Here is a 12277-nt window from a genome sequence, read left to right as displayed (position 1 = left end):
CTTGCCATCACGTTCTCCTCATCCGGCCCCGGTGGCCCGGAAACAGCGTGCGAAACATGCGCGGCGAACTGCCGGTCCCGCGTTCACCGACGGTGCCCCGGCTGCCCCGGACCACCGGCTGCCCGAGCGGCCGCTGCCGCCGGCGGGAAGCCTCCTCCGCGACGAACACCGTCGTACCGCAGGTGAGTTGACCTGGACTTCAGTTCGATGTTTCGGGAGGCTACACCAGGCGGCCGGCGGCCCGGCGTCGCGGTCGGCCGGGCACGCGGCGGGCGCGGGCCGGCCGTTCGGCGCTCGGTGCCACGCCGGGCCCCCACCGCGGGGCGGCGCGCCCGCGACGCCTTCCGCTCGCGCCGTTCCCGGCTGCCGCGGACGTCGTTTTCCGCCATCCCGTATGCCGCTTCCCGCCACGGCTTCTTGCGGGGGCCGCGGCGCGGTGCGGGGTGCGCTTGCCGGGGTGCGGGTGCGGGTGCGGGTGCGGCTGTCGGGTGCGGGTGCGGGTGCGGCGTGCGCCGGTCGTCGGTCGTCGGCGGTGGAATCCGAGGCGGTTGCTCCCGTGGGCGGTCCGGCTGTCCCGTGGGCGGTCCGGCTGCCCTGCGGGTGGGCCGGCTGTCCTGCGGTCGGTCCGGCTGGACTCGATCGATCCGTCCAGGTGTTCATTTCTGCTCGTTTCGAGCAAGCCGATGCGCGTATCGTGGAGTCCATGCGTCAAGAAGATCGCCTTGGTTCGATCCTGCGGAGACTCAACGAGCACGGTTCGGTGGGGGTCGGCGCCCTCGCGGAAGAGCTGGCGGTGTCCGAGGCCTCGGTGCGCCGGGACCTGCAACTCCTGGAGCGGCAGAAGCTGCTGACGCGTACCCACGGCGGGGCGGTGGCGTCCGGCGTGCTCTACGAGCTGCCGATGCGGTACCGGGGCGGCCAGAACTACGAGGCCAAACGGGCGATCGCCGTCCGCGCGGCCGGCCTGCTGCCCGCGGACATCGCCTCGGTCGGACTCAACGGCGGAACGACGAACACCGAGGTCGGGCGGGCGCTGGCCGAACGCGGCAACCTGCGGGTCGTCACCAACGCGCTGAACATCGCCACCGAACTCGCCGTGCGGCCCACCATCGACGTGGTCGTGTGCGGCGGCAGCGCGCGGTCCGCGTCGTACGAGCTGGTCGGGCCGCTGGCCGAGCAGACGCTGTCGAACATCAACCTCGACGTCGTCGTCCTCGGTGTCGACGGCGTGAGCCCGACCGCGGGGTTCACGACCCACCACGAGGTCGAGGCCGGCACCAACCGGGCCCTGGTGCGGGCCGCCGAACGCGTCATCGTGGTGGCGGATTCGAGCAAGTTCGGCAAGCGGATGTTCACGAAGATCGTGGACATCGCGGCGGTCTCCGACATCGTCACCGACGCCGGCGCCAGCCCCGCCGACATCCTCGCCCTGGAGAACCTCGGGCCGACCGTGCACGTCGTGCGGCCGGACTGACGCGGGTTCGCCGGGCAACGCCGGCGGCTACGGATCGCCCGCCGCCCGGGCGTACGGCGTACGGACGGGGGCGGCTCGCCTGCGTGTCGGATGCCGGTCACGGCCGGTACCGGGGTCGGCTCGCGGGCGGGAAACGATCAGAAACGTGCATGACGAGTGATCGCTGCTCGACATTCGGTGCTGGAGTCCCGCAAGATGGTCCGCATGCCATCGGACTTGTCGCCGACCCCGACCACGGCCCTGTCGCCGGTCCGGTCAGCGGTCCCGCCATCGCCCGGCCCCGACCCGACCCCGCCGACCCGCGGCGAGGACCGCACACGGAGGCGGACGGTCGACAGGCCCGCGGTTGAACCGTCGGCTCTGCCGGCACCGGCCGTCGGATCGCGTGGGCCGGCGCGTTCGCCGTCACCATCCCCGGAGGGAACCGCATGACATCGCAGCGCCCGCACGTGGTCGACGAGATCCACCGCCAGCCCGACTCGTGGGCCACGGCGCTCGGCCTGGCCGGCGACCTCGGCGGCGTGCTGCCCCGGCCGGGCGAGCGGGTGGCGGTCGTCGGCTGCGGGACCTCGTGGTTCGTGGCGATCGCCTACGCCGCCCTGCGCGAGGCGGCCGGTGCCGGAGAGACCGACGCGTTCGCCGCGAGCGGGTTCCCCGACGGCCGCCGCTACGACCGGGTGGTGGTCGTCTCGCGGTCCGGAACCACGACGGAGGTCCTGCGGGTCGTCGAGCGCACCGCCGCACCCGTGACGGTGCTGACCGCCGTCGCCGACAGCCTGTTGGCGGCCGCGGTCGCCGACCCGGTCGTGCTCGCGTTCGCCGACGAGCGGTCCGTCGTCCAGACCGTGTTCGCCACCACCGCGCTGATGCTGCTGCGCGGCTCGCTCGGTACACCGCTGGACCACGTGGTCGACCAGGCCAGGCAGGTGCTGGACACCGGCGCCGCGCTGCCCGCCGAGGTCGGGGCGGCCGGGCAGTTCACCTTCCTCGGCAGCGGCTGGGCCTACGGCGTGGCCCTGGAGGCCGGGCTGAAGATGCGCGAGAGCGCCCAGTTGTGGACCGAGGCGTACCCGCAGCTGGAGTACCGGCACGGTCCGATCTCGATCGCCCAGCCGGGCCGCGCGGTGTGGATCCTCGGCCGGCCGGCCCCGGGCATCACCGACGACATCGCGGCCACCGGCGCGGCCCTGCTCACCGGCGACCTGGACCCGGTCGCCGACCTGGTCCGGGTGCAGAGCCTCGCCGTCCGCCGCGCCCTGGCCGCCGGGCTCGACCCCGACCGCCCCCGGTCGCTGACGCGTTCGGTCGTCCTGGACGGCGTTGGCGGTGCGGGCAGCGCGGGCGGCGCGGCCTGATCCTGGCGTATACGTGCGCCGGCCGAACGAGGGGAGACGGTCCAATGGCACTGGTACCGACGGCCGAGCTGGTCGCCGGCGCGGTCCGGCGCGGGGGTGCGGTCGCCGCGGTCAACGTCGTCACGCTGGAGCACGCGGAGGCGATCTGCGCCGCGGCGGAGGCCGCCGGCATCGGGGTGATCCTCCAGATCAGCGAGAACGCCGTGCGGTACCACGGTGGCCGGCTCGAACCGATCGCCGCGGCCGGTGCCGCCGTCGCGCGGCTGGCCGCGGTGCCCGTCTCGCTGCACCTCGACCACGTCACCGACGACACCCTGGTGGCCCGGGCGGCCGAGGCGCGTTTCAGCTCGGTGATGTACGACGCCGGCGCCCTGCCGCACGGGGAGAACCTCGCGCGCACCGCCCGGGCCGCCCGGGTCGCCCACGCGAACGGCCTGTGGATCGAGGCCGAACTGGGCCACGTCGGCGGCAAGCCCGACGCGCCGCGCAGCGCGCACGCCGCCGGGGTGCGCACCGACCCCGGCGAGGCCGAGGAGTACGTGTCGCGCACGGGGGTCGACGCGCTGGCCGTCGCGGTGGGCAGCCGGCACGCGATGACCGCGCGGACCGCGCTGCTCGACACCGGGCTGATCGGCCGGCTGCGGGACCGCCTCGACGTCCCGCTGGTCCTGCACGGTTCGTCCGGTGTACCGGACGATCAGCTGCGCGCGGCGGCGGAGGCGGGCATCCGCAAGGTCAACGTCGGCACCGCCCTGGGCGTCGCGATGACGCGGTCGGTCCGCGCGGTGCTCGCCGGCGACGAGACGCTCGTCGATCCGCGGACGTATCTCGCCGCGGCGCGCGAGGCCATGTCCGGCACCGTCGGCCAGCTGCTGAGCGTGCTGCCGTGACGCCGGGCGCGGCGGCGAACGTGGGCGGCTGAGCGGCCGGGGGAGCGGTCCCACCCCGCCCCCCGGCCGATGGCCCGCACCCAGGACGCGGCACCGGAGCCGTCCGCCGCCGTTGCCGCCCCCGCCGCAACGGCATCCCCAGCAGCAACACCCCCGCGCCGCAAGGGAGTTGACCCGGCGGCGCGGAGGTGTGAAGGCGCGGAGGAGCGACGGAGCGACGGAGCGACGGAGCGACGGCACGGCGGCGCGGGAGGCCGCACCGGGCGACCCCCCGCCGGCCCGTCGCCCCGCTCCCCGCCCGGCGCGATGCCGATGGGGTGCCGACGCGAGGCCGATGCGACGCCGATGGGGTGCGCCCGGTACGCCTGCCGGTCAGACGGGGACGACGGCGGGCTGCAACGCTCGCGGTACCCGCACGCTGCCGTGGTAGATGGCCAGCAGCATGGTGTCGGCCGGGGTGCCCGCCAGGTTGCCGGAGTCCAGGGTGATGTGGACCTCGCCGTCGATGGCTGCCGCCTCGGTGACCTGGCCGGCTTCTGCCAGCAGGGTGTGCACGTCCTCCGGCAGGGACGTCTCGCGGGTGCGGTTGTCGCCGCGTACGCAGTCGGCCAGTGATTCGGCGGCCACGGCCTGGAAGGCCAGGACGGCCTCGAACTCCTGGCGGGGCACCGCGTCGTGGGAGTCCAGGCCCGCGTAGAGGTATTCGGCCGCCTCACGGGTGATGGTGGCGATGCTGTCGAGGGCGGTGAGGCGGTGCACGATGGCCTGGTAGTGCAGGTGTTCGGGGATGGCGCCGGAATCCAGGAGTTCGCCGACCAGGCTGTGGTCGAGTGCGGCCGGGTCCTCCCAGGTCACCCGCTGGTTGGCGGCCAGGCGGCGTACCGTCTCGTCGGAGCAGAGGTTCTCCAGGTAGTCGACGAGCCGCGCGTACAGGTCGACGACGCGGACGCCGGTGCGCAGGTTGAGGTAGTGCAGTACGCAGCGGTTGAGGCAGTTGTAGAAGACGGCGCCGGCCAGCCGGATGTCCAGGCCGCGCTGCCAGTCCTCCTGCGTCATGCGGGCGTGTCCGACGACGAATTCGGCCTGCATCTCGGGGTTGGAGACCTGGTAGGGCAGCACCCGGGTGACGAGTTCGTGCTCGTCACGGAACGTCTCCGTCGTGTACTCGGTGTTGTTGAGCAGCAGCAGCGGATAGACCACCGGGTGGCCGCCCGCGGTGATCGCCTCCTCGACGCTGTCGAGGTGGGTTTCCAGGGTTTCGCCGGGCAGGCCCCAGATCAGTTCGGTGTAGGTGGGGATGCCGTAGCTCTGGAACTCGCGTTGCATGGTGCGGTAGGTGGAGGTGCGGATGTTGGAGCGGTGGGCGATTTCCAGGACTTCGGGGGTGAAGGACTGCGCGGAGAGGGTCACGGCCGCGATGAGTTTGTGCGAGTACAGGATGCGTGCGGCTTCGATGACGCGTTTGCTGGTGTTCTTCGCCCAGTTGGTGTAGAGGAACATCTGCTTGTCGTGCCGGCGCAGTTCGGCGACCAGCCATTCGGCGATCTCGACGTCGCGCGGCAGGATGCCGAAGTTGGCGTCCGCGATGAACAGGGTCGCGTTCTGCGGGGCGTTCTCCACCACGTAGGAGATCTCCGCCTTGACCTGCTCCAGCGGGAAGGGGCGCACCTTCGACTTCGTCGCGCCGCCCCAGTAGCAGAACGCGCAGGAGTAGGGGCAGCCGCGGTTGGTCTCCATGATGATGGTGCGCGACGCGGCCAGGTCGGCCTTGTCGTAGACGCCGCTGAGCAGCGGGGAGGGCAGTTCGGACAGGTCCATGATGCGCGGGGCCGGCACGGTGGTCACCACCTTCTCGCCCTCGCGGTGGCTGATGCCGGCGACCCCGGCCGGCGAACCGTGCACGGCCAGGGCGCGCAGGACCTCGCGGAAGGTGATCTCGCCCTCGCCGTGCACCAGGACATCGACGGCCGGCTCGGCGAAGACCGTTTTGGTCTGGTAGCTGACGTCGTTGCCGCCGAGCACCACCACGCACCGCGGCCAGTGCCGTTTGACCTCGCGCGCGATCGACATCACCGCGGCCCGGTTCCAGAAGTACGTCGACAGGGCCACCACCGCGGGCTCCTCCAGCCCGGCCACCCACTGCGGCAGCCGGCCCATCAGCCCCGGGTCCTGGAACAGCACATGCTTGGCGAACCGGTACGCCGAGGCGACCTGCGGATCGGCCTGGGCCGAAGCCTGGAGCGAACCGAGGATCAGGCTGTAGCGCACCTCGGGCATCGCGGTGACCTCGATGAGGTGACACAGCGCGGGAGAACCGCCGGAAACCGGCTCGAAGACGTCGTCGGCTGTCATGTCTGGCCTTTCTGGCTGAGCGGGGAACGGCTGAACGGCGGTGAAGCGGGGAGTACCGGACGGGCCGGGGCGCGGCGGCGGTCGGCGGCGGTCACGGACGGCACCGCGCACCGGTGAGCACGGCGCCGGTCAGCGCGCCGGCGGCCATGAGCAGGTCGAGCACGACCAGCGCGGTCGTCGTCCCGGTCCGCGCGGCCACCGGGCCGGTCACGACCGTTCCGGCCAGCCCCACCAGCAGCGCGGTGCCGAGCATGTCGGTGATCTGCAACGCCGAGGAGGTGAAGCCGCGGTCGGCGTCACCGGCCAGCGACAGGGCCACGGCGCTGAGACTGGAGACCGCCAGGCCCATGCCGGCACCGGCGACCGCCCACACCCCGGCGGTCGCCCAGGCCGGCCCGGCGGGGAAGGCGACGGCCGTCAGGCCCGCGCTGCCACAGGCCGTCAGCACGAACCCGGCGCGTACCAGCCGCTCACGAGGGATGCCGGGATGCCGCGACTGCCACCACGACCCGGCCGCCCAGCCCAGCGCGCTGAGGGTGAGCGGCACCCCGCACTCGGGTGGCGAGTAGCCGTGCACCGTGGTCAGGGTGTACGGGATGAACGCCTCGGTGCCGAAGAACGTCCCGGCCAGCAGACCGCGGGCCAGGACCGTCACCGGCAGCCCGCGGCGCGCCCGCAGGGTCCCGGCGGGCAGCAGTACGCGCAGCGACGGCACCAGGACGGCGATCGCGGCGGCGCCGAGCAGCAGGCTCGGCAGCGTCGGGTGCTGGGCGGCCCAGCCGATCGCCGCGATGCCCGCGCTGCCGGCCAGCGCGGCGACCGGCAGCCCGCGCCGGGCGGGCGCGACCGGCGCGCCCCCGGAGGGCAGCGACCGCAGCACCGGCAGCAGCAGCGCGAAACCCAGCACCGCGAACGGCACGATCGCGAAGAACACCAGCCGCCAGGTGAACCGTTCGGTGAGCCACCCCGCCAGCGCCGGGCCGACCAGCGCCGGTACGACGTAGGCGGCCGAGAGCGTGGCGAACATCGTCAACTGGTCGCGTTCGCCGTAGACCAGGCCGATCAGCACGTAGACCGGGACGATCAGCATGCCGTCGCCGAAGCCCTGGAGGGCCCGGCCCACCAGCAGCACCGACATGGACCCCGCCGAGCCGGCCACCACCAGCCCGGCCAGGAAGAACAGCGGCCCCAGCGCCAGGGCCGGCCGGGGCCCGCGGCGGTCGCACAACTGGCCGGCCAGCACGGTGGCGACCACGCTGGAGCCGAGGAACGCCACGAACGGCCAGGTGTACATGCCGGTGCCGTGCAGGTCGGCGACGAGAGTGGGAATCGCGGTGTTGACGCCCAGCGACTCGAAGGCCATGAGCGTCACCAGCAGGAGGATCCCGGTGCTGAGGGCGCGGTGCCGCGGCGCCCAGGCGGTGCCGGGTTGTTCGGTCCGGGTGCCGGACAGCAGCGTCACGGGGTCCTCCTCCCTTGTGGTGCTCGCCTCCCGCCCCGGGCCGGGGCGGGAGTTCGGCCGTTCGGCCTCAGCCGAAGTAGTCCGCGCCGGCCGGCGCGTCCCGCACGGTGTCGAGGGTGACGCAGTGGAAACCGCCGCCCAGCGCCCGGTCGTGGCGCAGGGTGTGGGGCAGCACGGAGATGCCGTGCCGCTCCAGCCGGGCGATGAGTTCGTGCTGCGCGCTGTCGACGACGGCCAGTTCGGGGTTGACCATGAGCAGGTTCATCCCCAGCCACGGCGAGCTGAGCGACTGCCCGGTCGCCGACACGCCGGTCTCGCGCATCTCCGGGCACCAGATGCGGTCCCAGTCGCGCAGCGGGCCGGGGATGTTGTCCTCGGTGACCCGCGACGGGTTGAGCAGCACCAGCCCGGGACGCAGCAACGAGATGGTGCTGTCGAGGTGGGTGTGCGGGTAGACGTCGCGTACCGGGTGGACGCGGTAGCCCTGCGGGCCGAGCAACGACTCCAGCCAGATCCGGCCGAACTCGTTGCCGCTGGTGCTGACCTGGTAGAACAGGTCGCGGCCGCAGCGCAGCACGTTGGCCGCCTCGAACGCCGGCTCGTCCTCGGTCAGCACCGGCAGCCCGTCGCGGCCCACGCCGTAGAGCGAGTCGCGCAACTGCGGCTTGGGCGCCGAGATCCAGGCGGACCCGGCCAGCAGGTAGCCGCGGAACAGCTCCCGCAGCCCGTCGAGTTCGTGGTAGCGGGCCCGCACCGGGCTCGGCGTCTCGATGATGGTCTCGCCGACGATCAGCGTCAGGTCGCGCGGGCAGTACGAGTACATGCCGGACGCGGAGTCCCAGTGCGGCGTGGAGAACGGCGCCGCGTGGTCCACACTGGACGGCCGGTGCACGACCACCCCGAGCCCGCGCAGCGTCTCCGCCAGCGTCTCCAGGTCCTCCTCGGACTCCTCGATCACCTGCTGGGGCAGCGCCCCGCCGTCCACCGCGGCGACCTGTCCCGCGTCGAGGTGGCTGTACAGGGTCAGCCACGCCGACGGGTCGCTCGCCTGCGGGATCACCGCGCCGGCCGCCCGGCCGACGACGATCTCGCGCAGCGGGGAGAACTCGTCGGCCGAGCAGGCCCGGCGCCGGACGTCCACCGGCGGTTCCAGCGTGGCGGTGCCGAAGCCGGGGTGGTTGTTCGTGATCGTCATTGATCATCCTCACAGAAAGGGTGGTGACAGGCGCGGCGAGGTCGGGTCATGGACGAAGCCGGCCCAGTGCGGTGGCGGCCAGCGCGCACACCGCGATCAGGCAGATCCAGGGCCACTGGTGTCCCTGGGCGAGCAGCCGGGTCAGGATCGCGGGGGCCAGGGCGGTCCCCGTGCTCCACGACAGCTGGTAGAACCCGAGGTGGCGGCCCGGGGACCGCGGCGGAGCGATGGCCAGGGCCAGTGACTTGGCGGTCGGCCCATAGAGCATCTCGGCCAGTGTCAGCGCGGCGACGGCCACCGCCAGCGCCACGATCACCGTCCACCCCGGCAGCGCGGTCAGCGACCACAGCGCCGCGAAGGCCACCGCCCACGCGGCGGCCGCCGCCCGGACCACGCGGACCGGGGAGGACCAGCCGGCCCGCCGGGTCACGCTGGTCTGCGTCACGACGACGAGCACGGTGTTGGCGGCGATCGCCAGCCCGCCGAGGAACGCCCACCGGCCCAGCACCTCGGTCAGGTAGACCGTCAGCAGCACCGGCAGGACGTTCATGCACAGCACCAGGCCGAAACCGCCGGCGGTCAGCAGCAGCAGGCGCCGGTCGCGCAGCACCGTGCCGTAGCGCGGCGCCGGCTCCTGGTCCGTCGCCCGTACCGGCACCGGCGCCGCGTGGCCGGCCCCGCCGCGCCACACCAGGGTCAGCGCCGCCGCCCCCAGGTAGCTGACGGCGTTGACGGCGGCCAGCAGCAGGTAGGCCGGGTGGGTGCCGGCCGCGACCGCCGCGGCGCCGGCCAGCGCGCCGACGCCGTACCCGGCGTTGCGTGCGGCGGACTGCCGGGCGAACCAGCCGGGCCGTTCCTGCGGCGTGCTGATGCTGCCGATCAGCGCGATCGTGGCGGTCCCGAACACCGTCTGACCGGCCGCGGCGAGGAGCACCACGACCGCCAGCTGCCACAGGCTGCGGACGAACAGGTAGCCGGTGAACGCGCCGGCGCACAGCAGGTTCCCGGCCACCACCGCGGCCAGCGGACCGAAGCGGTCGATCAGCGGACCGGCCACCACGGTCGCCGGCAGCGCCAGCAGACCGGCCGCGGTCAGCGCCAGCCCCACCTGCGGCAGCGCCAGCGACGTGGTGTGCAGGAAGTACAGCACGCTGAACGGCATGAACATGCCGGTGCCGACGCCGTCGACCACCATGGCGGCGCCGAACAGGCCCCCGCGCCGGCGGACCGGGGTCCGCGGCGAGGGGGTCGGCAGCGTCTGGACGAGCGGACTCACGGTGCGGTGGGCTCCCGTTCCGGCGCCCGGCCGGCGGTGTCCGCCGGCCCCGGCCACAGCTTGGCCGCCTCCAGGCGGTCGACGGCCGCCATCAGCACGTCCAGGTCCGGGCCCAGGTACATCCGTGCGTACCCGGTGCGTTCGGTGGAACCGGTGCGTGCCAGCGGCCAGGCGTCGGACAGCAGTACGCCGCACTCCAGCACGCAGCGGCGCAGGTGGTCGCCGAGTTCCATGCCGTCCGGGACGGGGAAGAGCACGTACGGTGCCGCCGGGCCGGCGATGGCGCGGCGTGCGCTGTCGGGGGCCAGCCGGGCGAGTACCGCGGCACGCTTTTCCGCCGTGGCGGCCTGTTCGCCGCGCAGGTACTCCTCGACGGCCGGCCGGTCGGCCAGCCACTGCGCCATGGCCCACTGGAGGTGGATGGCGTAGTTGAAGGTGTGCTGCGGGCGCAGGTCGTTGACCAGGGTGTCGAGGGTGTCGGGTGCCGCGATCAGCGCGCCCAGCGCCCAGCCGTTGCAGTGGAACTGCTTGCCCAGCGACCTGACCCCCAGCCACCGGCCGCCGCGGGAGTCGTGCGGCCGCGACAGCAGGATCTCCAGCGCCGAGGTGACCGTTTCCCCGGGCGGGCAGACGCCGTAGTAGGCGTCGTCGACCAGCACGGCGGCGCCGTGCTCGGCGGCGGCGTCCAGCAGGGCTTCCACCTGCTGCGGCGACCAGTTGGCGCCGGTGGGGTTGTGCTGGGCGTTGACCACGACCACCGACAGCTCACCGGCCGGCAGTCCGGCGACCGCCGTGCGCACGTCGGCCGGTGACGGGCCGTCGGCCGCCGCCGGGTCGAAGGGCACATAGGCGGTGGTGAAGCCCAGCGGCTCGGCGAACCCGGCGTAGTCCCAGGCCGGCGCGACGGCCAGCACGGTGCCCGGCCCGAGCCCCTGCGCGGCCCGCTCCCGCGCCACCAGGACGGCGAAGTCGCGCATGGCGCTGCGGGTGCCGGTCCAGCCGACCGCCACCTCCCACTCCGCGGTGCGCGGCAGGCGCTGGGTGTCGGCCACGTACTCCTTGAGCACGTTGCGCAGCAGCGGCAGCCCGTACATGGAGATCTGGTAGCCGTGCGAGGTCGACGGGACCTCGCGCAACGCCTGAAGCAGGGCCGCGGGCGTGTGGTCCCAGGTCTCACCGAGGCTCAGCATCATCGGCTCGCCCGCCGGAGCGCCGCCCGCCAGGTATTCCTGGAGCCAGGCGACGTCCGGCAGGTGGTTGGGACGGATCGAGTCGGCCAGCAGCTCCCGCAGCGGGCCGCCCTCGCGGCGCGGCTCGTTCACGCCCGGTTCTCGTGCACGCGACGGGTGGTGTGCAGGATCGGCTCCGGGTTCGGGTGGCCGGAGCGGAAGAGCAGGATCGAGTAGCCGGCGTACGAGAGGTTCTCGTCGAAGATGTCGTAGAAGTGCGCCAGCCGCGAACGCAGGGCCGCGACCTTCTCCGCCGACTGCCTGGCCAGGTGCGACTGGTCCATGACCGTCTCCACGTACGCGTTGATGCGCTCGGGGGTCTGGCGCACGTACTCGTACGGCTCGGCCTCGATGAGGGAGACGCCCTCACGGGAGAAGATGTCGATCCAGTACTGCTCGCTGGTGATGGGCAGCGGCACGCCGATGGCCGCCTCGACGGCCTTGCGCAGCGACTCCGGCGGCGTGCTCCGGTAGTAGATCGGCACGGCCGCGAGCACGCCGCGGGGGCTGAGCACCCGGTAGTACTCGTCGCACGCCCGGCGGTGGTCGGTCATGAACGAGGTGACGTTGCTGGCGAAGACCAGGTCGAACGAGTCGTCCTCGAACGGCATGCCCTGGCCGTCGCCGAGCACGAAGTTGACGTTGTCGATACCCGCAGCCTTGGCCTTGGCCTCGGCGAAGGCGTTGGAGACGGGGTTGACGTCCAGGCCGGTGACGGGCGAGTCCAGCCAGCTGGCCATCTCGATGCTGGTGAAGCCGGTGTTGCTGCCGACCTCCAGCACCGGGCGTCCGCGCAGCGGGCCGGCCAGCTGGAGCACCCGGCGGACGGTCGCGCCGCCACCGGAGCACATGTTCGGCTCGTTGGTCAGCGCGACGACCCGGGAGAAGTCGAGCTCGTTGATCTCGGCGACCGACAGGTCGTCGATGGCCTTGGTGGCGAGGTCGGTCAGCGTGGGCGTGCTCATGATGCCCCTTCGGGTTCGTGATCAGGAGGAGAAACCGCGGAGAAACAGGGAGGAAAAGGGGTGGAACGGGGTGGAGCGG

General features: G+C 73.2%; 9 protein-coding genes. 3 read left to right on the top strand and 6 right to left on the bottom strand.

The window, feature by feature from the left end:
• Positions 1-703 precede the first annotated feature (703 nt).
• From POF43_RS00105 to POF43_RS00095, 3 genes are all read left to right on the top strand, one after another.
• Positions 704-1474 carry a DeoR/GlpR family DNA-binding transcription regulator gene (locus POF43_RS00105; protein ID WP_271316470.1) on the top strand — a complete coding sequence of 257 codons (771 nt, stop codon included), beginning with the start codon at positions 704-706 and terminating at the stop codon, positions 1472-1474.
• 428 nt (positions 1475-1902) lie between these two features.
• Positions 1903-2829: an SIS domain-containing protein gene (locus POF43_RS00100; protein ID WP_271324487.1), complete on the top strand. Its 927-nt coding sequence runs from the start codon at positions 1903-1905 to the stop codon at positions 2827-2829.
• A 44-nt stretch (positions 2830-2873) separates the two neighbouring features.
• Positions 2874-3719, top strand: a complete 846-nt coding sequence (locus POF43_RS00095) for a class II fructose-bisphosphate aldolase (RefSeq protein ID WP_271324486.1) — start codon at positions 2874-2876, stop codon at positions 3717-3719.
• Between the two features lie 372 nt (positions 3720-4091).
• Here POF43_RS00095 and POF43_RS00090 read toward each other — a convergent pair whose 3' ends face one another.
• The 6 genes from POF43_RS00090 to POF43_RS00065 form a co-directional block, all read right to left on the bottom strand.
• Entirely contained in the window at positions 4092-6071 is a 1980-nt protein-coding gene (locus POF43_RS00090) for a B12-binding domain-containing radical SAM protein (protein WP_271323345.1), read from the bottom strand.
• Between the two features lie 91 nt (positions 6072-6162).
• On the bottom strand, positions 6163-7533 hold the full coding sequence (locus POF43_RS00085; protein ID WP_271323344.1) for an MFS transporter: 1371 nt from the start codon (positions 7531-7533) through the stop codon (positions 6163-6165).
• A 67-nt stretch (positions 7534-7600) separates the two neighbouring features.
• Complete coding sequence (locus POF43_RS00080; protein ID WP_271323343.1) at positions 7601-8728, bottom strand: inosamine-phosphate amidinotransferase 1; 1128 nt, start codon at positions 8726-8728, stop codon at positions 7601-7603.
• Positions 8729-8774: 46 nt separating this feature from the next.
• A complete protein-coding gene (locus POF43_RS00075; RefSeq protein ID WP_271323342.1) occupies positions 8775-10004 on the bottom strand; it encodes an MFS transporter in 1230 nt (409 codons plus the stop codon).
• Positions 10001-11326 carry a pyridoxal phosphate-dependent aminotransferase gene (locus POF43_RS00070; protein WP_271323341.1) on the bottom strand — a complete coding sequence of 442 codons (1326 nt, stop codon included), beginning with the start codon at positions 11324-11326 and terminating at the stop codon, positions 10001-10003. Before POF43_RS00070 ends, POF43_RS00075 begins: the two co-directional genes overlap by 4 nt.
• The gene (locus tag POF43_RS00065; protein WP_271314454.1) at positions 11323-12198 is read right to left on the bottom strand and encodes a class I SAM-dependent methyltransferase; all 876 of its coding nucleotides are present in this window, start codon (positions 12196-12198) and stop codon (positions 11323-11325) included. Before POF43_RS00065 ends, POF43_RS00070 begins: the two co-directional genes overlap by 4 nt.
• Between the last annotated feature and the right edge of the window lie 79 nt (positions 12199-12277).

This window comes from Streptantibioticus silvisoli (assembly GCF_027947535.2).
GTDB lineage: Bacteria > Actinomycetota > Actinomycetes > Streptomycetales > Streptomycetaceae > Streptantibioticus_C > Streptantibioticus_C silvisoli.
The sequence above is the reverse complement of the archived record's forward strand: the minus strand, read 5'-3'. Positions and strand labels throughout refer to the sequence as shown.